This window comes from Bradyrhizobium sp. SZCCT0153 (assembly GCF_018129995.1).
Classification (GTDB): domain Bacteria; phylum Pseudomonadota; class Alphaproteobacteria; order Rhizobiales; family Xanthobacteraceae; genus Bradyrhizobium; species Bradyrhizobium japonicum_G.
On record NZ_JAFCKS010000007.1, the window covers coordinates 201,259 to 225,879 of the forward strand.

Annotated in this window: 19 protein-coding genes and 1 tRNA gene; 13 read left to right on the forward strand and 7 right to left on the reverse strand. The window is 64.3% G+C overall.

Translation table 11 applies throughout. From position 1 onward, the window contains the following. The first annotated feature begins 82 nt into the window (after nucleotides 1-82). The 12 genes from tig (at nucleotide 83) to JQ572_RS27750 (ending at nucleotide 14,645) form a co-directional block, all read left to right on the forward strand. Complete coding sequence (tig, locus tag JQ572_RS27695; protein ID WP_211386003.1) at nucleotides 83-1,444, forward strand: trigger factor; 1,362 nt, start codon at nucleotides 83-85, stop codon at nucleotides 1,442-1,444. A gap of 279 nt (nucleotides 1,445-1,723) precedes the next feature. After that, nucleotides 1,724-2,359 (forward strand): ATP-dependent Clp protease proteolytic subunit, encoded by a 636-nt coding sequence (locus JQ572_RS27700; protein ID WP_211386004.1) that lies wholly within the window; start codon nucleotides 1,724-1,726, stop codon nucleotides 2,357-2,359. Nucleotides 2,360-2,806: 447 nt separating this feature from the next. Beyond that, on the forward strand, nucleotides 2,807-4,078 hold the full coding sequence (clpX, locus tag JQ572_RS27705) for an ATP-dependent Clp protease ATP-binding subunit ClpX (protein ID WP_211386005.1): 1,272 nt from the start codon (nucleotides 2,807-2,809) through the stop codon (nucleotides 4,076-4,078). A 323-nt stretch (nucleotides 4,079-4,401) separates the two neighbouring features. Beyond that, nucleotides 4,402-6,825 carry an endopeptidase La gene (lon, locus tag JQ572_RS27710; protein WP_211386006.1) on the forward strand — a complete coding sequence of 808 codons (2,424 nt, stop codon included), beginning with the start codon at nucleotides 4,402-4,404 and terminating at the stop codon, nucleotides 6,823-6,825. Between the two features lie 84 nt (nucleotides 6,826-6,909). After that, a complete protein-coding gene (locus JQ572_RS27715; protein WP_211386007.1) occupies nucleotides 6,910-7,314 on the forward strand; it encodes a GFA family protein in 405 nt (134 codons plus the stop codon). A 49-nt stretch (nucleotides 7,315-7,363) separates the two neighbouring features. Then, nucleotides 7,364-7,440: transfer RNA gene (locus JQ572_RS27720), tRNA-Val, on the forward strand. 97 nt (nucleotides 7,441-7,537) lie between these two features. Beyond that, complete coding sequence (locus JQ572_RS27725; protein WP_211386008.1) at nucleotides 7,538-8,398, forward strand: class I SAM-dependent methyltransferase; 861 nt, start codon at nucleotides 7,538-7,540, stop codon at nucleotides 8,396-8,398. Between the two features lie 178 nt (nucleotides 8,399-8,576). Then, on the forward strand, nucleotides 8,577-9,326 hold the full coding sequence (locus JQ572_RS27730; protein ID WP_211386009.1) for a class I SAM-dependent methyltransferase: 750 nt from the start codon (nucleotides 8,577-8,579) through the stop codon (nucleotides 9,324-9,326). After that, on the forward strand, nucleotides 9,323-10,189 hold the full coding sequence (locus JQ572_RS27735) for a glycosyltransferase family 2 protein (RefSeq protein WP_211386010.1): 867 nt from the start codon (nucleotides 9,323-9,325) through the stop codon (nucleotides 10,187-10,189). The genes JQ572_RS27730 and JQ572_RS27735 overlap by 4 nt, the downstream gene beginning before the upstream one ends. 22 nt (nucleotides 10,190-10,211) lie before the next feature. Continuing rightward, nucleotides 10,212-12,116 carry an asparagine synthase (glutamine-hydrolyzing) gene (gene asnB / locus JQ572_RS27740; RefSeq protein WP_211386011.1) on the forward strand — a complete coding sequence of 635 codons (1,905 nt, stop codon included), beginning with the start codon at nucleotides 10,212-10,214 and terminating at the stop codon, nucleotides 12,114-12,116. A gap of 19 nt (nucleotides 12,117-12,135) precedes the next feature. Further along, a complete protein-coding gene (locus JQ572_RS27745; protein ID WP_211386012.1) occupies nucleotides 12,136-12,984 on the forward strand; it encodes a class I SAM-dependent methyltransferase in 849 nt (282 codons plus the stop codon). A 2-nt stretch (nucleotides 12,985-12,986) separates the two neighbouring features. After that, nucleotides 12,987-14,645: a hypothetical protein gene (locus JQ572_RS27750; protein ID WP_211386013.1), complete on the forward strand. Its 1,659-nt coding sequence runs from the start codon at nucleotides 12,987-12,989 to the stop codon at nucleotides 14,643-14,645. Between the two features lie 19 nt (nucleotides 14,646-14,664). On the opposite strand, the gene JQ572_RS27755 is transcribed toward JQ572_RS27750, so the two are convergent. Genes JQ572_RS27755 through JQ572_RS27775 form a run of 5 tightly spaced genes read right to left on the reverse strand, consistent with a single transcriptional unit; the run spans nucleotide 14,665 to nucleotide 21,561 of the window. Then, nucleotides 14,665-15,687 (reverse strand): cation diffusion facilitator family transporter, encoded by a 1,023-nt coding sequence (locus tag JQ572_RS27755; RefSeq protein ID WP_211386014.1) that lies wholly within the window; start codon nucleotides 15,685-15,687, stop codon nucleotides 14,665-14,667. A 2-nt stretch (nucleotides 15,688-15,689) separates the two neighbouring features. Further along, nucleotides 15,690-18,899, reverse strand: coding sequence for an efflux RND transporter permease subunit (locus JQ572_RS27760; protein ID WP_211386015.1), 3,210 nt, complete (start codon nucleotides 18,897-18,899; stop codon nucleotides 15,690-15,692). Further along, nucleotides 18,892-19,869 carry a divalent metal ion exporter adaptor subunit IhpB gene (ihpB, locus tag JQ572_RS27765; protein ID WP_211386016.1) on the reverse strand — a complete coding sequence of 326 codons (978 nt, stop codon included), beginning with the start codon at nucleotides 19,867-19,869 and terminating at the stop codon, nucleotides 18,892-18,894. Before ihpB ends, JQ572_RS27760 begins: the two co-directional genes overlap by 8 nt. Beyond that, nucleotides 19,866-21,140 (reverse strand): divalent metal ion exporter subunit IhpA, encoded by a 1,275-nt coding sequence (gene ihpA / locus JQ572_RS27770; protein ID WP_211386017.1) that lies wholly within the window; start codon nucleotides 21,138-21,140, stop codon nucleotides 19,866-19,868. Before ihpA ends, ihpB begins: the two co-directional genes overlap by 4 nt. A gap of 55 nt (nucleotides 21,141-21,195) precedes the next feature. Beyond that, nucleotides 21,196-21,561 (reverse strand): hypothetical protein, encoded by a 366-nt coding sequence (locus JQ572_RS27775; RefSeq protein ID WP_433996207.1) that lies wholly within the window; start codon nucleotides 21,559-21,561, stop codon nucleotides 21,196-21,198. Nucleotides 21,562-21,932: 371 nt separating this feature from the next. Between JQ572_RS27775 and JQ572_RS27780 the strand changes: the two genes are divergently transcribed. Further along, nucleotides 21,933-22,826: a hypothetical protein gene (locus JQ572_RS27780; protein ID WP_211386018.1), complete on the forward strand. Its 894-nt coding sequence runs from the start codon at nucleotides 21,933-21,935 to the stop codon at nucleotides 22,824-22,826. Between the two features lie 54 nt (nucleotides 22,827-22,880). Here JQ572_RS27780 and pepT read toward each other — a convergent pair whose 3' ends face one another. Next, nucleotides 22,881-24,131, reverse strand: a complete 1,251-nt coding sequence (pepT, locus tag JQ572_RS27785; RefSeq protein WP_211386019.1) for a peptidase T — start codon at nucleotides 24,129-24,131, stop codon at nucleotides 22,881-22,883. A gap of 104 nt (nucleotides 24,132-24,235) precedes the next feature. Further along, a complete protein-coding gene (locus tag JQ572_RS27790; RefSeq protein ID WP_211386020.1) occupies nucleotides 24,236-24,550 on the reverse strand; it encodes an HU family DNA-binding protein in 315 nt (104 codons plus the stop codon). Between the last annotated feature and the right edge of the window lie 71 nt (nucleotides 24,551-24,621).

Genomic DNA, 24,621 nt, shown 5'->3' on the forward strand with positions numbered 1-24,621 from the left:
GCGTTTGCCTCGCGCCGGATCGATTAATGACAGCGTCCCGACGCATGCGCGCCGGGACCGAACGAGAAGAAGATTGGACGCCATGCAGGTCACAGAAACCCTCTCGGAAGGTTTGAAGCACGAGTTCAAGATCAGCGTTCCCGCGTCTGATCTCGACGCCAAGGCCGGGGCCAAGCTCGTCGACCTCAAGGACAAGGTCCGCATCAACGGCTTCCGTCCCGGCAAGGTGCCGGTCACGCACCTGAAGAAGGTCTATGGCCGCTCGGTGATGGCCGAGACCATCGACCAGACCATCCGCGACACCAACACGCAGCTGTTCTCCGAGCGCGGCTTCCGCCTTGCGACCGAGCCCAAGATCACGATGCCGACCGAGCAGGCCGAGGTCGAGGAGCTGCTGAACGGCAAGACTGATCTGACCTATACGGTCGCGATCGAGGTGGTGCCGTCGATCGCGCTCGCCGACTTCAAGACCTTCGAGGTCGAGAAGCCCGTCGTCGACGTCACCGACGCCGACGTCGACGAGGCGATCAAGCGGATCGCCGATTCGAATCGCGGCTATGCCGCCAAGGGCGAGGGCGCCAAGGCCGAATCGGGTGACCGCGTCACCGTCGCCTTCAAGGGCACCATCAACGGCGAAGCCTTCGAGGGCGGTACCGGCGACGGCATCCAGGTCGTGATCGGCTCCAACACGTTCATCCCCGGCTTCGAGGAGCAACTCGTCGGTGTCGCCGCGGGCGAGACCCGCACGCTGAAGGTGTCGTTCCCCAAGAACTACATGAACGACAAGCTCGCTGGCCAGCCGGCCGAATTCGAGACCACCGCGACGCTGATCGAGGCGCCGCAGGATCTCGCGATCGACGACGAGTTCGCCAAGACGCTCGGCCTGGAATCGCTGGACAAGCTGAAGGAAGCGGCGCGCGAGCGTCTCTCCGCCGAGTTCACGACCGCGACGCGCCAGCGCGTCAAGCGCGCGCTGCTCGACCGCCTCGACGAGGCGCATCGCTTCGAGGCACCGCCCTCGCTGGTCGACGAGGAGTTCAATCTGATGTGGAACTCGGTGAAGGCCGAGATGGACTCCGCCGGCAAGACCTTTGCCGACGAAGACACCACTGAGGACGCCGCCAAGGAAGAGTACCGCAAGATCGCCGATCGCCGCGTGCGGCTCGGTCTCGTGCTCTCCGAGATCGGGGAGAAGAACAAGATCACCGTGACCGACGACGAGGTCGGCCGCGCCGTGATCGAGCGCGCGCGCTCGATGCCCGGCCGCGAGAAGGAGGTCTGGGACTATTACCGCAGCAACGCCCAGGCGTTGGCCCAGCTTCGTGCACCGATCTATGAGGACAAGGTCGTCGACTTCATCCTCGAGCTTGCCAAGGTGACCGAGAAGAAGGTCTCGCGCGAGGACCTCTACAAGGACGACGAAGCGGAAAAGACCGCAGCCTGAAGGGTTTGAGAACGTCTTCCATTAAGAATGATCAGCGAAGAGGTCGAGCTAGCCAGATGGTTGGCTGGGCCTCTTTGCACGAATCAGCTTCAAGTGCTTCACCGATTAAGCCTTAATTCGCTCCGCACTTGTCAGGCGCGAATTGGGCTATATCTGTCGCTACGCCCTCTCGTTCTACAAGTTCCTGCATCACGGGACGTCCATCGGCCTTCCGGCAGATCCAGCCACGACTGGCAGCCAAGACTGGCGATGTCCGCCTCTTAAAACCCTAGGTGACTCATGCGCGATCCGGTTGAAACCTACATGAACCTCGTGCCCATGGTGGTCGAGCAGACCAACCGTGGCGAGCGCGCCTACGACATTTTCTCGCGGCTTCTGAAAGAGCGCATCATCTTCCTGACCGGACCGGTCGAGGACGGCATGTCGACGCTGATCGTCGCTCAGCTCCTGTTCCTCGAAGCGGAAAACCCGAAGAAGGAAATCTCGATGTACATCAACTCGCCGGGCGGCGTGGTGACGTCGGGCCTCGCGATCTACGACACCATGCAGTTCATCCGTCCGCCGGTCTCGACGCTCTGCACGGGGCAGGCGGCCTCGATGGGGTCGCTGCTGCTCGCCGCCGGCGAGAAGGACATGCGCTTCTCGCTGCCGAACGCGCGCATCATGGTGCACCAGCCCTCCGGCGGCTTCCAGGGCCAGGCCACCGACATCATGCTGCACGCGCAGGAAATCCTGAACCTGAAGAAGCGGCTCAACGAGATCTACGTGAAGCACACCGGCCAGACCTACAAGGCGATCGAGGATGCGCTGGAACGCGACAAGTTCCTCACCGCGGCCGACGCCAAGGAGTTCGGCTTGGTCGACAAGGTCATCGACAAGCGCGCCGAGGAACCGGCGTCGGCGAAGACCCCGTAGCATTACCGGCGGTGCAACAGCGATCCCCGGCATGGCAGGGGATCGTCAGGGCCGCGTTCACGTTAAGGGCGCATCCGCTGGGCGCGAAAAGCAGTTTTGCGCCCTGCGACAGGCAGAAAGTTCTGCTTTCGTGCTTTTTTTTCGTGTCAATCCAGCAACGCCGGGGTGATTTCGGTCACTTCGTCCGTACCAAGACCTGAAATCACGGTATTGTCACGGGTAGCCGGCGAACCCCGATTAGCGAATTCTTGATAGTCGGGTGACAGCATGGTTGGCTACGATCGATCGGCTATGATCGCGGAGAATCGAGTGACCGTGATTCGCACGGGATATAACGCGTAGGGTCTTTTTTGGTACGGAATTTGCTCTATTTAAACTTCATCCCGGCCGTCGTGTCGGAATGGAGCGATCGAGCGGAACGGGATCGAACCGCGGACGGAGACATGAATGAGTAAGGTCGGCACGAGCGACTCCAAGAACACGCTATATTGCTCGTTCTGCGGCAAGAGCCAGCACGAAGTCCGCAAACTGATCGCGGGTCCCACGGTCTTCATCTGCGACGAGTGCGTCGAGCTCTGCATGGACATCATTCGCGAGGAGAACAAGTCCTCGCTGGTGAAGTCGCGCGACGGGATTCCGACGCCGAAGGAAATCTGCAAGGTGCTGGACGATTACGTCATCGGCCAGAGCCATGCGAAGAAGGTTCTCTCGGTCGCGGTGCACAATCACTACAAGCGCCTCAACCACCAGACCAAGCACAACGACGTCGAGCTCGCGAAGTCGAACATCCTGCTGATCGGTCCGACCGGTTCGGGCAAGACGCTGCTCGCGCAGACGCTCGCCCGCATCCTGGACGTGCCCTTCACGATGGCCGATGCGACGACGCTGACCGAAGCCGGCTATGTCGGTGAGGACGTCGAGAATATCATCCTGAAGCTGCTGCAGGCCGCCGACTACAATGTCGAGCGTGCCCAGCGCGGCATCGTCTATATCGACGAAATCGACAAGATCAGCCGCAAGTCCGACAACCCCTCGATCACGCGCGACGTGTCGGGTGAGGGCGTGCAGCAGGCGCTGCTCAAGATCATGGAAGGCACGGTGGCTTCGGTCCCGCCGCAGGGCGGCCGCAAGCATCCGCAGCAGGAATTCCTGCAGGTCGACACCACCAATATCCTGTTCATCTGCGGCGGCGCGTTTTCGGGCCTGGAGAAGATCATCTCCGCCCGCGGACGGTCGACCTCGATCGGTTTCGCCGCCCAGGTGCTGGCGCCGGAGGACCGTCGTACCGGCGAGATCTTCCGTCACGTCGAGCCAGAGGATCTGTTGAAGTACGGCCTGATCCCCGAATTCGTCGGCCGTCTGCCCGTGGTCGCGACGCTGGAGGATCTGGACGAGACGTCGCTCAAGAAGATCCTGGTCGAGCCGAAGAACGCGCTGGTGAAGCAATACCAGCGGCTGTTCGAGATGGAGAATATCGAGCTGACGTTCGCCGACGAGGCGCTTGGCGCGGTTGCCCGCAAGGCGATCGAGCGCAAGACCGGCGCGCGCGGACTGCGTTCGATCCTCGAGGCGATCCTGCTCGAGACCATGTTCGACCTGCCGGGCCTCGAAGGTGTGGAAGAAGTCGTGATTTCGCGCGAAGTCGTGGAAGGAACGGCGCGTCCGCTCTACATCTACGCCGATCGGTCCGATCGCGCCGTCGAGAATGCCAGCGCCTGATCTGCGGCGCTGGAACGCTCCAATCGCCTCATCATTCGAGGGCTGCGGAAGGTATCTCCGCAGCCGGTGTTGCGTCGCTTATTTGCGTGCGTAAGCGCCTGATGGCGCGCGTCTTTCAATGACTTGACACCCCCCGGGGCGATAGCCACCTAATGTCGGCGGCGAGCGAGCATTCTCTTCAAGATTCGCCTCAGTTCCGATCCGGCAAGCCGGTCCAACTCGAAAAGGACCGACCGGTTCTGCGGATCACCTCGGCACCTTGTGGCGGTTGCGCATGAGCATGGCGGACTGCGTGCAAGGGGGCAAAGCAAAAGGAAAAGGCCATGACCAATCCAAAACCCAGGCCAACCATCGTCCATGGCGAAACGCACGCCTATCCCGTGCTGCCGCTGCGCGACATCGTCGTCTTCCCGCACATGATCGTTCCGCTCTTCGTCGGCCGCGAGAAGTCGATCCGCGCGCTCGAAGAGGTGATGAAGAACGACGCGCTGATCATGCTCGCGACTCAGAAGAATGCGTCCGACGATGATCCGGCCCCCGATGCGATTTACGAGACCGGTACGCTTGCCAGCGTGCTGCAGCTCTTGAAGCTTCCCGACGGCACCGTGAAGGTGCTGGTCGAAGGGCTCGAGCGTGCGCGCGTGCAGAAATACACCGATCGCGCCGACTATTACGAAGCGACCGCAATTGCGCTCGCCGACACCGATGCGAAGTCGGTCGAAGCCGAGGCCATGGCACGCTCGGTCGTGTCCGACTTCGAGAGCTATGTGAAGCTCAACAAGAAGATCTCGGCCGAGGTCGTCGGCGTCGTGCAGGCGATCACCGATTTCGCCAAGCTCGCCGATACCGTCGCCTCGCATCTCGCCGTCAAGATCGCGGATCGGCAAGGCATCCTGGAGACGCTGTCGGTCACTCAGCGCCTGGAGAAGGTGCTGGGCCTGATGGAGAGCGAGATCTCGGTGCTCCAGGTCGAGAAGCGGATCCGCTCGCGCGTCAAGCGCCAGATGGAGAAGACCCAGCGCGAGTACTATCTCAACGAGCAGATGAAGGCGATCCAGAAGGAGCTCGGCGACGACGATGGTCGCGACGAGCTCGCTGATCTCGAAGAGAAGATCTCCAAGACCAAGCTCTCCAAGGAGGCGCGCGAAAAGGCGCAGCATGAACTGAAGAAGCTGCGTCAGATGTCGCCGATGTCCGCGGAAGCGACCGTCGTGCGCAACTACCTGGATTGGCTGCTGTCGATCCCGTGGAACAAGAAGTCCAAGGTCAAGAAGGACCTGGAATCGGCGCAGGCCGTCCTGGACTCCGATCACTACGGGCTCGAGAAGGTCAAGGAACGTATCGTCGAGTATCTCGCGGTGCAGTCGCGCGCCAACAAGCTGACGGGCCCGATCCTGTGCCTCGTCGGGCCTCCCGGCGTCGGCAAGACCTCGCTCGGCAAGTCGATCGCGAAGGCGACGGGGCGCGAATTCGTGCGCGTCTCGCTCGGCGGCGTGCGCGACGAGGCCGAGATCCGCGGTCACCGCCGCACCTATATCGGCTCGATGCCCGGCAAGATCATCCAGTCGATGCGCAAGGCGAAGTCGTCCAATCCGCTGTTCCTGCTGGACGAGATCGACAAGATGGGCGCCGATTTCCGCGGCGATCCGTCCTCGGCGCTGCTCGAGGTCCTCGACCCCGAGCAGAACGCGACCTTCAACGACCACTATCTCGAGGTCGACTACGATCTGTCCAGCGTGATGTTCATCACGACCGCGAATACGCTCAATATTCCCGGCCCCCTGATGGACCGCATGGAGATCATCCGGATCGCGGGCTACACCGAGAACGAGAAGGTCGAGATCGCGCGCAAGCATCTGATCCCGAACGCGGTGTCAAAGCACGGCCTGGACTCCAAGGAGTTCTCGATCGACGACGACGCGCTGCTGCTTCTGATCCGCCGCTACACCCGCGAAGCGGGCGTGCGCAACCTGGAGCGTGAGCTCTCCACACTCGCCCGCAAGGCGGTGAAGGAGCTGATGATCTCCAAGAAGAAGTCGGTCAAGGTCACCGAGAAGTCTCTCGAAGAGCTTCTGGGCGTGCCGAAGTACCGCTACGGCGAGATCGAGAGCGAGCCGCAGGTCGGCATCGTCACCGGCCTTGCCTGGACCGATGTCGGCGGCGAGCTGCTGACCATCGAGGGCGTCATGATGCCCGGCAAGGGCAAGATGACGGTCACGGGCAATCTGCGCGACGTCATGAAGGAATCGATCTCGGCGGCGGCGTCCTACGTCCGCTCGCGCGCGATCGTCTACGGCATCGAGCCGCCGCTGTTCGACCGCCGCGACATCCACGTGCACGTGCCGGAAGGCGCGACGCCGAAGGACGGTCCGTCCGCGGGTGTCGCCATGGCCACCGCGATCATCTCGGTCATGACCGGCATCCCGGTCCGCCATGATGTCGCGATGACCGGCGAGATCACGTTGCGCGGCCGCGTGCTGCCGATCGGCGGCCTGAAGGAGAAGCTGCTGGCTGCTGCGCGCGGCGGCATCAAGACGGTGCTGATCCCCGAGGACAACGCCAAGGATCTCACGGAGATTTCCGATGCGATCAAGGGCGGCATGGAGATCATCCCGGTCTCCCGTCTCGACGACGTCGTCGCCAGGGCGCTGGTGAAGAAGCCGGTGCCGATCGTCTGGGAAGAAGACACCAAGGTGACGGTGAAGCCCGACGGCGACGAAGCCGCCGGCGGCCTGACCGCTCACTAAGCTCCATCGAAAGATGATAAAACGGCGCCTTCGGGCGCCGTTTTTGTTTTGGGGCAGGGAGCGGCGGACAAGGGGACGAGGACGATGCAGATCGACGGGCAATGCCATTGCGGGCGGATCACCTTTGAAGCCGAGATCGACCCCGAAGCGGTCTCGGTCTGCCATTGCCGGGACTGCCAGACCCTCACGGGATCGCCGTTCCGGGTGACCGCGATCTGCACCAGCGTCGACGTCAAGCTGACCGCCGGCACCCCAAAGGTTTACGGCAAGCGCGGCGACAACGGCCGGATGCGCTTCCAGCATTTTTGTAGCAATTGCGGTTCCCCGCTGTTCACCAGCGGCGAGGGCGAGGAGGCCGGCGATTGGGGGATCCGCTGGGGCAGTATCCGCCAGCGCGACGCCTTGCGGCCGGTGCGGCAGATCTGGTGCCAGTCGGCGGCTGTGTGGATCGATGCGGTACCGCAACTGCCGGGGAGGCCGGGGGACTGACGTTCCATACTTGCCGACCAAGGGCGGGTAGGGATAAAGAAGCGGCGAGGGGCGGTTAGCTCAGCTGGTTAGAGCATCTCGTTTACACCGAGAGGGTCCGCGGTTCGAATCCGTGACCGCCCACCAGCCCCAATTGCATTTTGGAAGAGGGGCTTCGCTCGACGGACAACGACAAATCCGGGCGCTGGCGGCTACCCGAGCTGCCCAAATTTTCGGAGACCCTATGCAGCAGCCAAGCGGACACGAGCAGAACGCCGACCAGATCGCCTATTGGAACGGCCCGAGCGGACAGCGCTGGGCCGATCGCCACGCGGCGCAGGAGAGACTGCTCGGACCCATCGCCGACGTGCTGATCGACCGCGCCAGGCCGAAGCCCGGCGAGCGCGTGATCGACGTCGGCTGCGGCTCCGGTGCGACGACGTGCGCGTTCGCGAAAACGGTGGCGCCCGATGGCTTCGCGCTCGGCCTCGACGTCTCCGATCCGATGCTGTCGCAGGCGCGTGCACTCGCGCCGAAAGGCCTGCCGCTCGATTTCGTGCTGGCGGATGCGACGGTGCATCCGTTCGAGCCGGCGAGCTTCGATCTCCTGGCCTCGCGCTTCGGCGTCATGTTCTTCGCCGATCCCGTCGCGTCATTCACCAATTTGCGGCGTGCGCTGAAGCCGTCGGGACGGCTCGCTTTCGCCTGCTGGCGCGAGCCGAAGGAAAATCCCTGGATGATGGCGCCGCTGATGGCGGTCTACAAACACGTCCCCAAAATGCCGCCGGTCGGGCCCGAGGAGCCCGGGCCTTTCGCCTTTGCCGCGGAAGAGCGCGTGATGCGCATCCTCAGCGGTGCAGGCTTCGTCGATGTGGCGATGGAGCCGCATAATCTGCCGATGGACATCGCGATCGGCGGCGGGATCGATGCCGCGGTCGACGGCGCGTTACAGATCGGTCCGGCCAGCCGCGCGCTGCAGGGCCATCCGCCGGAGACTTACGAGGCCGCCAAGGCCTCGATCCGCGACATGCTGGCGCCATTCCTCAAAGGGCAGTCGGTGGCACTTCAAGGCGCGATCTGGATCGTGACGGCGAAAGCGACGTAGTCACCTCAGCCTGGCTGCCGACCAAACATGGTTGGCGGTCTGCGCGTCACCGCTGCCGGGCCCGGTCATTTGTCGAGCCGGACGTCTGACTCAACTGGCGGATGAAACAGCTTCCGGACGCGCTTGAGAAACCCTGCTCTTGCTGCTAATCCCGGACCTTAATAGAGGTTCAGGACCCATGGCCCAGGTCTCCCGGCTGCCACAGCCCGCGTCTATGGACGGTCTCAAGACGGGGGCGGCCACGTATTCTAGCGGCATCGCCGATGCGCAGAACTACATGAACTGGGTCATCGAGCAGTTCCGCCCCTATCTCACCGGACGCATCGTCGAAGTCGGGTTTGGCCATGGCCTCTACAGCAGAGTGCTCGGGGAACTCGGCGACTATTGCGGCGTGGACCACGATCGCGAAAGCGTCGAGCGCGCCGCCCAGGCCATGCCTGACCGCAGCTTTGCCGTCTGCGACATTCTGGCCGCGGAACAGTTGCATTCGCTGTTTCCGAACGGCGTCGATGCCGTGTTCACCGTCAACGTGCTCGAGCACATCGAGGACGATGCCAGGGCTGTCGCCAATCTGGTCGGCGTGCTGAAGCCGGGCGGACATCTTCTCATAAGCGTCCCGGCTCTCATGCTGCTCTACAACGATCTTGATCGGCTCGCAGGGCACTTCCGGCGCTACAGCACCGCGCGCTTGCGCGATCTCATGACGGGACAGCCGGTCGAGATCGTCCGATTGAGCTATTTCAACCCGATCGGCGGACTGGGATGGCTTGCCAACCGCTTGAAGCGGCATAACTCGCTGAACGACGACGCCGTGAATGGACAGATTGCGCTGTTCGACAGGTACATGGTTCCGTTGTCGCGGGCGCTTGATCCCCTGTCGCGAAGCTTTTTCGGGCAATCCGTCACCTGCATTGCACGGCGCGTATGATTTCCGTCGTCATTCCAGCTCTGAACGAGCGCAACGGCATCGTTGAGACGATCGCGCGGGCGAAATCGGTTCTCGATCGCGCCGAGCTCGCTCCTTATGAGATCATCGTCGTCGACGACGGCTCGAACGACGGCACCGGGGCGCTGGCCGAGCAAGCCGGCGCAAAAGTCCTGAGGCATGCCCACAACATCGGATACGGGCGCTCGCTGAAGGACGGTATTCGCATCGCGGCCTACGACACGATCGTCATCAGCGACGCGGACGGCTCCTATCCGATGGAAGCGATCCCGGCATTGATCGCACGCCTCAATGAAGGTTTCGACATGGTCGTCGGCGCCCGAACCGGCCCGAACTACAGGGAGTCGATGCTGAAGTCGCCGCTTCGTGCGGTGCTGAAGACCATCGTCGAGTTCACCGCCAATCGCGAAATCCCGGACATCAATTCCGGGCTTCGCGTCTTCCAGCGTCACATCGCCATTTCGTATTTCGAGCACGTCAGCGACCTCTTCAGCTTCACGACCTCGCTGACGCTCGCCTACATGATGAACGCGAAATTCGTCGACTACATCGACATCGACTACAAGGAGCGGATCGGCCGATCCAAGGTCAATCTGTTCCGCGATTCCCTTCGCACGTTGCAGTATGTCCTGGAGGCCTGCACCTACTACAATCCGCTGAAGATATTCGTGCTGCTGGCGATGATGTGCATGGCGCTCGCCGTGGTTTCGCTGATAGGCGGGATCATTCTGCAGGTCGTCAGCGGTTTTGTCCTCGGGGTCGGCGCCATCCTCCTCAGCATTCTCGTCGTCGCGATGGGGCTCCTGGCTGTTCTTCTCAAGCAGATCATGAACCAGCGGCCATGACGACTCCTGACGGCAAAGCGCGATGTGCGGCGTAGCCGGAATTTTTCACCGCGACGGCCGCCCGGTCGATCGCGGCACGGTCGCGGCGATGTCTGCCGCGTTGATCCACCGCGGACCGGACGGCGAGGGCTCCTGGCTGGATCAATCCGTCGGTTTCGCCCACCGGCGGCTCGCCATTCGCGACCTTTCGGAAGCCGGACACCAGCCGATGCTCGATGCGTCCGGCCGCATCGCCGTGACCTATAACGGCGAGATCTACAACGACGGCGAACTGAGACGCGAGCTCGAACGTTCCTTCGGCTTCCGGTTCCGGGGACATTGCGACACGGAAATTCTTCCCTACGCCTATCTCGCCTGGGGCGAGGCGATGTTCGAGCGGCTGGAGGGCTTTTTCGCCCTCGGCCTCTGGGACCGTCAGGAGCGCCGCCTGATCCTCGCGCGTGACGGGATCGGCATCAAGCCGCTCTACTACTTCGAGGACCGCAGCGACGTCGTGTTCGCGAGCGAAGTCAAGGGAATCTCGGCGAGCCGGCGCGAGGCGCCGCGCATCGATCCCGGTGCACTCCACACCTTCCTGGCCGCCGGGCACACCGGGACGCGGCAGAGCCTGTTTGGCGGGATCAAGCAGGTCCCGCCCGGTACGGTGATGAGCTTCACTGCCGGCGAGCGGACCGAGCGCCGCTTCTGGCGGCCGGTCCGCGCGCCGGCGATCAGCCGCCTGGACGAGGCCGTCGACCGCCTCGAGGCCACGATCCAGACGGTGGTCGAAAGCCAGATGGTGAGTGACGTTCCGCTCGCCGTGCTGCAGAGCGGCGGTATCGACAGCTCGCTTATCAGCCTCACGCTGAAGCGCCTCGGATTGAAGCCGCCTTTGTTCACGGCGGGGTTCTCCGAGAAGAGCCACGATGAATCGGCTGCAGCGAAGGAGATCGCCGCCGCTGCCGGCTTGTCGGTCAGCGTGGTCGACGGGGAAGGAGGGGAGGACGCCGAGACTGCGCTCCGCGCGGTCGTCTATCATTTCGACGGGCAGTGTGCCGATACGGGCGCGCTCGGCTTCTATCGTCTGGCCGGCGCAGTCCGGCAGCATTGCAGCGTCGTGCTGTCGGGCGACGGCGGCGACGAGTTTTTTGCCGGATACGAGACTTATGCTGCAACCGCCATGGCGGAGTCCGTGCGCCGCATCGTGCCGCGGGGCGTTGCGGGCATGACCGGTCGGCTTGCCTATGCCGCCGTTCGCGGCGATGAAAGACGTCTTCCGGCGGCGGCGCAGCTGGCTCGTTTTGCGCTGGGTCTCGGCGAGGAAGGGGATCGTCCGCATCTGCAATGGCGGCGGCTGGTTCCCCGGTTTCTCGCCGCGAAGATCTATGGGCGCGAGATGGTCGATGTTGCGGCGGCCGACCCGTTCGCCGAATACGCGGAATACTATTCGGAGCCGCACGACAAGGTGCTGGATCGGGCGCTGGTGGCCGACCAGCGCTTTCACCTCCAGAGCGTGCTTCAGAAGGTCGATGCGATGAGCATGGCGCATTCGCTCGAAGTGCGCGTTCCGATCCTCGATCGCCGGGTCATGGACCTCGCCGGCACGATTGACGTCGCCCTCCTCAATCCCTGGCCGAAGGGCGCGCCAAAATACGTCCTACGCAAGCTCGCCGAGCGCCTGGGAATGCCCCGGGACGCCGCGTGGTCGCGCAAGCGCGGGTTCAACGTTCCCATTGCGCAATTGATGAGACGCGGAGGTCTGCAGGCAATTTGCGATCGTGTGTTCAATCAGGAGCCGGATGTTTTCGCGCCCTACCTCAATCCGGATGCGATCCGCCTGCTGTGGAAGGACCATCTGGACCGGCGTAGCGACAACGCCTTCGCGCTGTGGCCCGTTCTGACGCTGGGGATATGGCTGATGGGGCTCGCTGCCCCCCGGCCGCGCTGAGCGAGCCGGACCAGCGCCGATGCCGGACCTGAAGCGACAAACGATCGACGATTTCGGAGAGCAGTGGACGGCCTTCCGGGACAGCCCTGGCTATTATGGTTCGGCGGAGCTGCTCGCCGATCTGTTCGGTCCACTGCTGACGCTCGATGACGTCAAGAGCGCGCGGGTCGCCGATATCGGAAGCGGCACGGGACGTATCGTCAACATGCTGCTCGACGCCGGGGCCGATCGCGTCGTCGCGGTCGAGCCCTCCGCGGCATTCGAGGTCCTCAAGACCAACACCGTCGCCCGTGCTGACCGCATCGACTATCTCCAGGTGCCCGGCGACCAGCTGCCATCCCGTCTGGATCTCGACTACGTCGTCTCGATGGGTGTCTTGCACCACATTCCCGCGCCAAGCCCTGTCGTCCGCGCTGCGTTCGGGGCGCTGCGCCCTGGCGGACGTTGCATCGTGTGGCTCTACGGCTTTGAAGGGAACCAGACCTATCTGTCGATCGCGATCCCGCTGCGCAAGGTCACGGTTCGAATGCCGCACGGGATGCTGGTCGCGCTCTCGCATCTGCTGGAATTCGCGCTGACGACCTATATCGGTCTCTGCCGGATTCTTCCTCTTCCGATGCGGAACTACATTCGTTCCGTCCTGGCAAGGTTTCCGCGTTCGGTTCGCCGCCTGACCATCTACGACCAGCTGAACCCCTCCTATGCGAAATACTATACCCGCGACGAGGCGCAGGCCTTGCTGTCCGATGCCGGATTCGCCGGTGTGGAGCTCTATCACCGGCATGGTTATAGCTGGACCGTGTCCGGCACGCGCCTGGCGCAGTCGCCCGATCAATCCGCGAGCAAAGATAGCGAAGGCGGGCATTGAAAATGGATGGAGCACGGGGCGGGCGCGGGGAGTTTTCCCCTGGATGGCTCGGATGGACGAATTCCGTCGCGTGGTTCTGGGTCTGGGTCTGCGTGATCGGCCTGGCCCTGATGATTCACCTCGCCTTCCTCGTGGCTTGGCCGGATCACTTCATCCACGAGGACGGCGGGCCCTACCTGATTCAGGCAGAATCGATTCTAAGGGGCCAATATATCGAGGACGCGGTGAAGCGTCCGTACGGGGTCGCCGTCTTCCTTGTGCTGCTGTCCAAGATGTTCGGCCCCCACATCCTGGTCTTCGTCATCGCGCAGCACTTGATGAGCGTCGGCACCGCTCTCCTCGTCGCCGCGATCGTGCGTTTTGCCGGCGCGCCCCGCTTCTTCTCGCTTCTGGCCTTTGCCCTTGCGGCGCTGCATGGCCGCATCATCCACTATGACAACACTATCGGCGCAGAGACGATCTCCAATTTTCTGGTCAGCCTTGCGGCCTTCTTTGCCGCCGGAGCAGCGTTGCGCAATTGGCCGGCGTTCCTCGCTTCGGCATGCGTGGGCTTGGTGCTCGGGGCGCTGATGGTTTGCCGCTCGGCGGCGATAGGCCAGGCCGCTGTCATTCTGCTGTGGCTGGCTTCGACCCTGGACACCCGGTTCCTGCGCCGGCTCGGCGTGCTTGGACTTGCGGTCTTTCTCGCTTCGGCCGTCTATCTCACCCCGGCTGTCGTCAACTTCGTGATTGGAAAACCTGCCGCAGGCAACGAGACCCTTGCCGTGATGGCTTTCGTCGTCGGCTATTCCGGTGATTTCGATCACGGCGTTCATCTCGACCACAAGGCGCAGGCACGGGAATTCGTCGAGAAGATGCGAGCCGCGGACACTCCCAAAGGATGGGGCGACACCGACCAGTATCAATGGCCGTTCGGCGCAGTGCACCGGTTGAAGATGTCCGGGGAGAGCGACGAGGATCTCGAGAGGGTCGTGCGTGATATCTTCATCGAAACGCTGACGAGGCCATCGACGCTCTATCGGCACGTCACGAAGCACTTCCTCCGGGAAATGTATTTCATGTTGTTCGACGCAAATCCGATTGCGCGCCGGGTCCCTTCTCCGCAGGGCTACGAGTACTTCGTGAAACGGGATACCTATCCCTTTTTTGGAAGTCCGACCGGCTTCAAATCCGGCCAGTTGGTTCACGATTACTACAAGCCCTGGTGGCCGCTGTCTCGGCTTCTGCCGACCGCGGATCAGGTGCAGCTCAGACTGAGCCAACTCATGGGGCATGGCTACGCGCCGAGTTCGGACTTGGTAGCGTTCTGCTGCGGGGTGAAGGTGTCGACCGAATACGATGACCGTGCCGGACCGATCGTGTGGTTCTCCTCGGCGACACTGTGTCTCGCTCTCGTCCTGCTGATCAGTGTCCCGGCGGGCCGTGCGGGTTTCATTCGCCGGAGCCCTCGCGGCCTCGTTGCCGTCGGCACGCTGATGGTCCTGCTCGCGCTGGTCAGCGCTGCGTTGCCGGCGTTTCTCATTTATGGGCTTAATCGCTACGCGTATTACGCCATTCCGTTCCTCGGCGGCTCGAGCGCCATGCTGGCGAGCTTGCTGTTCGATCGGATCAGGGCTTTTCGCAGCCGCGCCGGGGACACGGCGGGCCGGGCGAGCGCGTGACTTTGCGGCGCAAGCGGCCTCACACCACATCATCCGGCGCCAGCGCGCAGCCATTGTCGGGATGCGTCTCCACCTGAAGCGTGGTGTGGCCGATGCGGAAGGAGGCCTTCAGCAGCTGCGCGGTCTCCATCAGGAATCCGTCGCCGGCGCCGGCGGGCATGACGAGGTGGCAGGTCAGCGCCGTCTCTGTGGTCGAGATCGGCCAGACGTGGAGATCGTGGATCGCGGACACGCCCGGGCGCGCCAGCAGGAACGTCCTGATCGCGGCAAGGTCGGTGCCTTTGGGCGCGGCCGCCATCGACATGTCGATGGAGGCGCGGAGCAGGCTGGTCGTGCTCCAGAGGATGGTGACGCAGATGACGAGGCTGGTGACGGGATCGAGCCAGAGCCAGCCGGTCCAGATGATCAGTGCCGCCGAGATGACGACGCCGAGCGAGACCGCGGCGTCGGCGGCCATGTGCAGATAGGCGCCTTCGATGTTGATGTCGTCCTTGCGTCCGCGCGCGAACAGCATCGCCGTAAAGCCGTTGACGAGGATGCCGATGCCGGCGACCGCCATCACGGTGAGGCCCGCGATCGGCTCCGGCTCGCGCAGTCGCAAGATCGCCTCCCAGCCGATCGCGCCGGTCGCGACCAGCAGGAAGACCGCGTTGGCAAGCGCCGCCAGGATGGTGGAGGCGCGCAGGCCGTAGGTGAAACGTCCGCTCGGCGCGCGCCTTGCCGCGATCGATGCGCCCCAGGCCACGACCAGGCCGAGCACGTCGGAAAGGTTGTGGCCGGCATCGGCAAGGAGGGCGGTGGAGTTGCCGATATAGCCGTAGACGGCCTCGGCAACGACCAGCGCGGTGTTGAGCGAGATGCCGATCGCGAATGCCCTGCCGAAACTGGCGGGCGCGTGGACATGCGTGTGGCCAAAACCATGATCATGCCCATGCCCATGCCCATGACCATGCCCATGACCATGACTGCGGTCGTGACCGTGCCCATGATCGTGGCCGGCATGGTCATGATGGTGATGACCGTGATGGTCGTGGCTGCCCAAATCTACCGCTCCCCGGAAGCTAACAAATCAGGTCCCATTGTAGGCGTTTCGGTGCCTGCGTCACGGCGGAACAGCAGGTAGAGTGCAGGCAGCACCAGGAGCGTCAGCACGGTCGAGGAGATGATGCCGCCGATCACCACGGTCGCGAGCGGCCGCTGCACCTCGGCTCCGGCCCCGGTGGCAAGGGCCATCGGCACGAAGCCGAGCGAGGCGACCAGCGCCGTCATCAGCACCGGACGCAGCCGCGTCAGCGCGCCCTCGCGAACGGCCTCCGGGACGGGACGCCCCTCGCTGCGCAGCCGCTCGATGAAAGTGATGATGACGAGCCCGTTGAGCACGGCGACGCCGGAGAGCGCGATGAAGCCGACACCGGCGCTGATCGACAGCGGGATGCCGCGCAGCAGCAGCGCCATCACGCCGCCGGTCAGGGCCAGCGGCACGCCGGAGAACACGAGAGCCGCATCGGCCGCCGATCCCATGCCCATGAACAGCAGCAGGAACACGAGCAGCAGCGCCACCGGCACCACGATCGTCAGCCGTTTGGTCGCGGAGACCAACTGCTCGAACTGTCCGCCCCAGCCGATCCAGTAGCCGGGCGGCAGCTTGACCTTCTCTGCCACTGCGTTCTGGGTCTCGGCGACAAAGGAGCGAAGGTCGCGCCCGCGAACGTTGGCCATGACCACCACGCGGCGCTTGCCGTTCTCGCGGCTGATCTGGTTGGGGCCGGGTGCGATCTCGATCGTCGCGACGGAGGACAGCGGCACGTAGCGGAGCGCTGCGTTTCCGCCCGGCCATGCGGTTTTGGTGACCGCCGGTGCATCCTCGCCCGGCGGCAGCGGGATCGGCAAGGACTTGATCGTTTCAGGGTTGGCCCGCAGGCTTTCCGGCAGCCGCACCACGATGTCGAAGCGGCGATCGCCCTCGAACAGCTTTCCGACCGGTTTTCCCCCGATCGCGATCTCGACGAGGTTCTGCACCTCGCTGAGGCTGAGGCCGTAACGCGACAGCGCCTGGCGGTCGAGCTTCACCGTGAGGATCGGCAGGCCCGCGATCTGCTCGGTCTTGACGTCGGCCGCGCCCTCGATGGCGTGGACGACGCCGTTGACCTGCTGGGCGATGCCGGCAAGCACGTCGAGATCGTCGCCGAATATCTTCACGCCGACGTCGCTGCGGATGCCGGCAATGAGCTCGTTGAAGCGCATCTGGATCGGCTGGGTCATGCCATAGGCCGTGCCGGGCAGGGTGTTGGCGGCGCGTTCGAGCTCGGCGACCACCTCGTCCTTGGGCTTGCCTGAATCGGGCCATTCGTCGCGTGGCTTGAGCGTGACATAGGTGTCGGTCATATTCGGCGGCATCGGATCGTTGGCGATCTCGGCGGTGCCGATCTTGGAGAAGATGGTCGCGACCTCCGGTACCTGCTTGATCGCCTTTTCCAGCCGGAGCTGCATGTCGACGCTCTGGGTCAGGCTGGTGCCGGGAATCCGGATGGTCTCGATGGTAATGTCGCCTTCATCCAGGCTCGGGATGAATTCGCCGCCCATGCGCGTCGCGGCGAAGACGCTGCCGGCGACGATCAGCATGGCGCCAAAAGCGACGCTGCCGCGGTAGCGGATGGCGCGATCGAGCAGCGGCACGTAGAAGCGCCTGGCCGCTCGCATGAAGATGTTCTCCTTCTCCGAGATCCTGCCGGTGACGAAGATCGCGACCGCGGCCGGGACGAAGGTGATCGACAACAGCGCCGCACCGGCAAGCGCCATCAGCACGGTGAGCGCCATCGGCGTGAACATCTTGCCCTCGGTCCCCGTCAGGGTCAGGACCGGCAGGTAGACCACGGCGATGATCAGCGTGCCGAACAGGCTCGGCTTGATGACCTCGCTGCTGCCGGCGCGGATCGTCTCCATCCGCTCTTCGAGCGACAGCGGCCGGCCGCGCAGGTGCTGCTCGGCAGCGAGCAACCGCAGACAGTTCTCCACGATGATGACCGCGCCGTCGACGATGATGCCGAAGTCGATCGCACCGAGGCTCATCAGATTGGCGCTGACCTGGCTCTCGACCATGCCCGTGATCGTAAACAGCATGGAAAGGGGAATGACACAGGCGGTGATCAGCGCAGCGCGGATGTTGCCGAGGATCAGGAACAGCACCGCGATAACCAGCGCGGCGCCCTCGATGAGGTTCTTCTCGACGGTCTGGATGGTGGCTTCCACCAGGTGCGTGCGGTCATAGACGGCGCGCGCGATCACGCCATCAGGGAGCGATTTCGCGACCTCCGCGAGCCGCGCCTTCACGCGCTGGGCTACCGTGCGGCTGTTCTCGCCGATCAGCAGCATGGCGGTGCCGAGCACGGTTTCGCTGCCGTTTGCGGTCGCAGCGCCCGAGCGCAGGTCGTGGCCTTCCTGGACGTCCGCGACGTCTCGGATGCGCACCGGGACGCCGCCGCGCGAGCCGATCACGATGTCGCGGATTTCCGCGATATTGGCGACCTGGCCCGGGGCGCGGACGAGATATTGCTCGCCGTTGCGCTCGATATAGCCGGCACCGACATTGGCGTTGTTGGCAGCCAGCGCCGTCATGATGTCGCGAAAGCCGAGCTTGTAGGCCATCAGCCGGCCGGGGATCGGCAGCACGTGGAACTGCCGCTCGTAACCGCCGATCGAGTTGACCTCGATCACGCCCGGAATGGTGCGCAGTTGCGGCTTGATGATCCAGTCCTGGATGGTGCGCAGCTCCGTCGGCGTGAACTCGGCACCGGTCTGTGACTTCGCGCCGGCCTTGGCCTCGACGGAGTAGACATAGATCTCGCCAAGGCCGGTCGAGATCGGCCCCATCGCGACCTCGGTTCCGGCTGGAAGCTGGTCCTTTGCCTGCTGGATGCGCTCGTTGACGAGCTGCCGCGCGAAATAGATGTCGGTGCCGTCCTCGAATACGACGGTGACCTGGCTCAGGCCATAGCGTGAGATCGAGCGGGTGTATTCGAGCTTGGGCAGCCCGCCCATCGCGGTCTCGATCGGGAAGGTGATGCGCTGCTCGGATTCGAGCGGCGACAGGCCCGGCGCGCGCGTGTTGATCTGGACCTGCACGTTGGTGACGTCAGGGACCGCGTCGATCGGCAGGCGGGTGAAATTCCAGGCGCCGAAGGCGCCGGCTGCGAGCGCGAACAGGACCACGAGCCATCGTTGGCGAAGGGAGAAGCCGAGGAGCGCGTCAATCATGGTCGGCGTCTCCCTTGCCCATCTCCGCCTTGACCACAAAACTGTTCTCGGCGACGTAGCGCTCGCCGGCCGAAAGGCCGGCGCGGATCTCCACGAATCTCGGGTCGGAATCACCTGTTTCCACCGGGCGCGCCTCGATCTTGTCGCCGTCCTCGCGAACGAACACGATGGTCCTGTTTTCCAGCGTCTGGATTGCGCTCTTGCGCACGGCGACCGCGACGTCGCGCGCTGCGAGGATCAGCCGCGCCGTGACGAACAGTCCGGGCCGCAGGCGCCCGTCCGGATTTGGCAGCACCACGCGCGCAAGTGCGGTCTGGGTCTCGCTGCTGCCGATCGGCGCCATGTAGGAGATCGTGCCCTTGATCTCGCCGCGGCCGTCGTCGGGATCGATCAGCACCTCGTCGTTGAGGCGGACGCGCTTCAGGTCCTGCCGGTAGATCGACAGATCGACCCAGATGGAGGACAGGTCGGCGACGACGAAGGCGGGCTTCTGTTCGGAGGCGTATTCGCCGAGCGAGATCTGCCGCTCGATGACGGTGCCCGCGAGCGGCGCCTTGAGCTCGTAGACGGTCAGGCTCTGGTTGCTCTCGATGGTGGCGAGCAGATCGTCCTTGCCGACCTTGTCGCCGATGCGCTTCAGGATCGATTTTGCAACTCCGGGAAAGCGCGGCGTGACCTGAACGACCGCCTCCTGGTTGGCGCGCAAAATGCCGTTGAAGGCGAGCGTGTCGGTCAGCGTCGCGCTGGCGGCTTCCGCCAGCGTCACGCCCGCGGCGGCCAGCTTGACGTCGGAGATGCGGATGCGGTCGGCGCCGTGCTCGTCCTGCTCGACATGGTCGTTCGGCTTCTCCGGCTTCTTATCCGCGGCATGCTCGGCGGGCGTGACCCTGACCGGTGCGAGCAGGGAATAGCCGTAGGCGCCGAGCGCGGCGGCCACGACGGCGACGAGAATGGCAGAGGAGGTCTTCATCGTGCGCTCTCCCGCGCCAGCGTGAAGGGATTGCCGACGAGGCCCTCGATGGTCGCCACACCCGCGTGGAAATTCTGCAGCGCTTCCTGCTCGCGCAGCCGCGCCTGGGCGACGCTCGCCTGGGCGTCGAGCACTTCGAGCAGGGTGAAGCGGCCCTGGCCATAGCCTTGGGAAATGGCTTCCGAAGCTTCCGCAGCCTTGGGAATGGCGGTCTCGCGCAGCACCGCGAGCTCGCGCAGCGAGCCCTGGAGCGAGTCGTAGGCGCGGCCGGCGACCACGATCAGAGTGTTGCGGTTGGCCTCGCGCTCGGCCCTGGTCTTGGCGAGGCTTTCCTGCGCGGAGAGAATATTGCCCTGGTTCTGGTCGAACACGGGGATCGGCACCGAGACGGTGAGCCGAACCGCGTCGTCATTGGTCTCGTTGAAATGGCGCCAGCCGGCGGCGATCCGCACGTCGGGATAGGGCCGGAGCCGCGCCATCAGCAGCTCGGCGTTGCGCTGGGCATAAATCGCGGTCCAGCGCACCAGCTGCGGATTGGCATCGATGGCGGCGACGACCGACTGGAACGTCGGCGGCCGTCCCATGGTGTCGAGCCGCCCCGAGACCTCGCCGAATTTTGCGGCAGGGTCTCCCATCAGCACCGCAAGCTCGCGCCGGGCGCTGGCCAGCGTCGCCTTGAAGCGTTCGCGATCGGCCTTCACCAGTGCGGATGCCACTTCCGCACGGCCGGTTTCGGCCGGCGAGGAGGCGCCGGCTTCGACGCGCCGGCGCAAGAGCGGCGTCAGCCGGTCGATGGCTTCGATCTGCTCGTCGAGGATATGGATCCGCCGCTGGGCGCCGAGCACGCCGAGGAAGGCGATCGCGGTCTCCGACAGCACCTCGAGCCGGACAGCCTTGCGCTGGATCGCGGCGACCTCGATGCCGGCTGCGCCCGCGGCGATCCGCGCATCGCGCTTGCCGAACAGCTCGAAGGCCTGGCTGATCTGGAGCGTTGTTTCGGCGGATTTCGTGCCGCGATAGATGCCCGAGCCGAGCGAATTGTCCTGCTCGTAGGACAGTTCCGGATTGAGCAGGGCGCCCGCCTGGACGCGCTGGCCCGTGGCGATACCGACATCGCGCTCCGCCGCGGTCAGGCGCGGGCTGGCCGCCAGAGCGCGCGACAGTGCGGCGCGCATGGTCAGGGTCTGGGCGTGCGCGTGCTGCGTCAGCCAGGGGCCAACGAGAATCGCCATCGCGCACGCAAGGCGCGCGGCAGTTCGTCTGCAAGACATGAAGATGACCTGTGAACAAAAGCAAGATGGGCGCGTGGGCGCCCGGCTGATCGGTTCAGGTCAGATGTTTGGGGGGTGGGGATGTCGTGTCGGGTGCGATGCCGACGAGCGTCGGCTGCTTCTGCGCGACCGGTGCGGCAACGATGTCGCCCGCGGCTCCTGAATGCAGCGGCTGTGCGACAGCGATCGAGAAGCAGCCATGGCAGTGATGGCCACCGAGCCCCTTGTGATCGCCATGGCCGGCGGAACCGTCGTCGAGGATCGCGGCGATCTCCGAGCCGCCGGAGGGGCTCGTGACATCGATGTCGTGCGCGCCATGGAGCGCGCCCGACAGCAGGTACATGACCGCAACGAGCGCAGCCACCAGCCCGCGCCAGTTGCGCAAGGCGAAGAAGCTGTATGGGCGGCGGATCGCAGTCACGGAGCGGCTCGGGTTCCTGATCCGCCTGCGGTAGCATGGCGGCCGGAACAGTGTCGACCCGCAATAGTGTTACGTCGGGGGAACTCGATGTCGCACGCTGCTGGATACAAAAAGGCCCCAGCCCGGGGCTGACCGGCTGAGGCCTTTTGTGCTCACAATTTTTATCCTTGGGATTCGCACGGGCAACCCGCAGCCAGGCGGCTCGTTCCTGCCGGCGGCAGAAAAATTAGGAACGTTCGGCAGCCCCTCTCATTAGCGCCCCGGAGCATGTGAGGAGGATGGGACTATGGACGGATTGATCTATCTGATCGGCTTGATCGTCGTGATCATGGCGATCTTGTCGTTCTTCGGCCTGCGCTGAGGGAGCGGCGATGGCGATGGAAACTCTCGCGCGGGAAGACATCATGGATGCCGGCGGCGGCGCTGCCGAGGAACGCCGAAGCATCCAGTGGAGCTCGGTCCTCGCAGGCGCGTTGGCCGCCGGTGCGATGTCGTTCATCCTGGTCGGCTTTGGCGTTGCAGTCGGCCTCGGTGTCAGTTCGGCCTCGCCGACCTGGCGCGATGCATCGGCGGCGCTCGCTCTGCTTTCCGGGCTGTATCTGATCGTCCAGGCGATCGTCAGCTTCGGCTTCGGCGGTTATATCGCCGGCCGAACAGCGCGTCCGGCGCCCGCGCTGGCGACGATCGAGGACGACGGCGAGCGCCGGGACGGTCTTCATGGGCTGACGTCCTGGGCCCTGGCCGTGCTGATCGGCGCCGGGCTGCTGGCACTCATCGGCGCATCGGCGATCGACCGTTCGCCGATGCGCATCTCGAGCGCGAATGCGACCCCCGCCGAGCCGCTGTTGAGCTACGAGCTCGACAAGCTGTTCCGCGCGCCGCGGCGGCCTCCCGGCACCGACATGCGGGAAACCCGCGCCGAGGCCGGACGCATCCTGATGACATCGTCGAGCCATAGCGGCGTCAGCACCGATGATCGAACCTATCTCGTGCAGCAGGTCGCCGCGGCGACGGGCTTGGCTGCGCCGGACTCCGAACGGCGGGTCGATGCGGTGGTCGCGGACGCCCACACGGCAATCAGCCGCGCGCGGCGCAACTCGGTCATCGTCGCCTTTTCCGTTGCGGCGGCGGCGCTGATCGGTGCCGCGGTGGCCTGGGCTGCTGCAGTTGCCGGCGGCCGGCACCGCGATGGCGAACCTCTGCCGAACTGGATGGCAAGCTCGAACCGCTTCCATCGCAGTCCGCGCGCGATGCCGGTGCCGTAACCTGCAGGATGATGGCCGGGAGCAATCCCGGCCACATTGCCTTGACCAGCGGCGCTACGCCTTCTCCTCCCAGATCATCGCAAGGTGCACGATGGTCTGCACCGCCTTCTCCATGTCCTGGCGGCTGACCCATTCCAGGCGCGAGTGGAACGCGTGTTCGCCGGCGAAGATGTTGGGGCAGGGCAGGCCCATGAAGGACAGCCGCGAGCCGTCGGTGCCGCCGCGGATCGCGGTGCGCATCGGGCGCAGGCCCGCGCGGCGGATCGCCTCGATGGCGTATTCGAGGATGTGCGGGTGACGGTCGATCACCTGCTTCATGTTGCGGTACTGCTCCCGCACCTCGAATTTGTAGGTCGAGCGCGGATAGTCCTTCATCACGTCCTTGACGATGGTCTCGAGCAGGACTTCCTTTTCCTTCAGTCCCTCCTCGGTGAAGTCGCGTACGATGAAGGAGAGCGTCGCCTGCTCCAGCGCACCGTCGATTCCGATCGGGTGCAGGAAACCCTGCTTGCCCGAGGTCGTTTCCGGCGAGCAGCCTTCCTTGGGCAGACGTTCGACGATGGCGGCCGCGATCTTGATCGCGTGCTCCATCTTCCCTTTGGCATAGCCGGGATGGGCGCTGACGCCGTTGATGGTGATGGTGGCCCCATCAGCCGAGAAGGTCTCGTCCTCGACGGAGCCCGCGCTTTCGCCGTCCATGGTGTAGCCGAAATCGGCGCCGAGTTTCTTGATGTCGACATTGTCGACGCCGCGGCCGATCTCCTCGTCCGGCGTAAACAGGATCTTGATGGTGCCGTGCTTCACGTCGGGGTTGTTGATGAAGAAATGCGCGGCATCCATGATCTCGGCGACGCCCGCCTTGTTGTCGGCGCCGAGCAGCGTGGTGCCGTCGGTGGTGATGATGTCGTTGCCGATCTGGTTCTTAAGCGCGGGGTGCTCGGCGAAGCGGATCACCTGGCTGGTGTCGCCCGGCAGCGTAATGTCGCCGCCGCGATAGTTCTTCACGATTTGCGGCTTGACGTCCTTGCCGGTGACGTCGGGCGAGGTGTCCATGTGCGAGCAGAAGCAGATCACCGGCACCTTCTTCGGTGTGTTGGCCGGGATCGTTCCGTAGACGTAGCCGTAGTCGTCGAGATGGGCGTCCGCGACGCCCATGGCCTGCAGTTCGGCGGCGAGCACGCGGCCGAGATCCTTCTGCTTCTCGGTCGAGGGCGAGGCCGGGGAGTCCGGATCGGACTGGGTGTCGATGGTGACGTAACGCAGGAAGCGCTCGGTCACGGTGTGCGAAAAGGGGAGGGAGGACATTTCTGATCAAACCGCCGGGCGTGAGGGGGAGTAGGCGGTATACCAGAAAAGCGGGCCACGTTGCGGCCGGGGCGACGCCGGATCAGGCTTAACAAAACGTAATATCAGATCGCCTCTTTCAGTTCCTTGACCGGGCGGAAGGCGACCTTCTTGCTGGCCTTGATGTGGATCGGTTCGCCGGTGGCCGGATTGCGGCCGGTGCGGGCGGCGCGCTTGCGGACCTGGAGGATGCCGAGACCCACGATCCGGACGCGGTCGCCCTTCTTGAGGTGCTTGGTGATCAGATCGACCATGTCGGTCAGGACGGCCTCGGCGCGCTTCTTCGACATGTCCTGGCTCTCCGCAATGTCGGCGGCGAGGTGTTTCAGCGTAATGGTGGCGGGAGCGGCTGCTTTCTTCGCCGAATCCTTCTTAGCCATGTCTGGCCTCCTCGATGGTCCAATGACAAGGGAAGCCCGGAAAGGCCGGGAAATCGTGGGGATCCCTCCAA

Coding starts and splice junctions, on each gene's coding strand:
- tig (WP_211386003.1), top strand. CDS start 83: ATGCAGGTCACAGAAACCCTCTCGGAAGGTTTGAAGCACGAGTTCAAG.
- JQ572_RS27700 (WP_211386004.1), top strand. CDS start 1,724: ATGCGCGATCCGGTTGAAACCTACATGAACCTCGTGCCCATGGTGGTC.
- clpX (WP_211386005.1), top strand. CDS start 2,807: ATGAGTAAGGTCGGCACGAGCGACTCCAAGAACACGCTATATTGCTCG.
- lon (WP_211386006.1), top strand. CDS start 4,402: ATGACCAATCCAAAACCCAGGCCAACCATCGTCCATGGCGAAACGCAC.
- JQ572_RS27715 (WP_211386007.1), top strand. CDS start 6,910: ATGCAGATCGACGGGCAATGCCATTGCGGGCGGATCACCTTTGAAGCC.
- JQ572_RS27725 (WP_211386008.1), top strand. CDS start 7,538: ATGCAGCAGCCAAGCGGACACGAGCAGAACGCCGACCAGATCGCCTAT.
- JQ572_RS27730 (WP_211386009.1), top strand. CDS start 8,577: ATGGCCCAGGTCTCCCGGCTGCCACAGCCCGCGTCTATGGACGGTCTC.
- JQ572_RS27735 (WP_211386010.1), top strand. CDS start 9,323: ATGATTTCCGTCGTCATTCCAGCTCTGAACGAGCGCAACGGCATCGTT.
- asnB (WP_211386011.1), top strand. CDS start 10,212: ATGTGCGGCGTAGCCGGAATTTTTCACCGCGACGGCCGCCCGGTCGAT.
- JQ572_RS27745 (WP_211386012.1), top strand. CDS start 12,136: ATGCCGGACCTGAAGCGACAAACGATCGACGATTTCGGAGAGCAGTGG.
- JQ572_RS27750 (WP_211386013.1), top strand. CDS start 12,987: ATGGATGGAGCACGGGGCGGGCGCGGGGAGTTTTCCCCTGGATGGCTC.
- JQ572_RS27760 (WP_211386015.1), bottom strand. CDS start 18,899: ATGATTGACGCGCTCCTCGGCTTCTCCCTTCGCCAACGATGGCTCGTG.
- ihpB (WP_211386016.1), bottom strand. CDS start 19,869: ATGAAGACCTCCTCTGCCATTCTCGTCGCCGTCGTGGCCGCCGCGCTC.
- ihpA (WP_211386017.1), bottom strand. CDS start 21,140: ATGTCTTGCAGACGAACTGCCGCGCGCCTTGCGTGCGCGATGGCGATT.
- JQ572_RS27780 (WP_211386018.1), top strand. CDS start 21,933: ATGGCGATGGAAACTCTCGCGCGGGAAGACATCATGGATGCCGGCGGC.
- pepT (WP_211386019.1), bottom strand. CDS start 24,131: ATGTCCTCCCTCCCCTTTTCGCACACCGTGACCGAGCGCTTCCTGCGT.
- JQ572_RS27790 (WP_211386020.1), bottom strand. CDS start 24,550: ATGGCTAAGAAGGATTCGGCGAAGAAAGCAGCCGCTCCCGCCACCATT.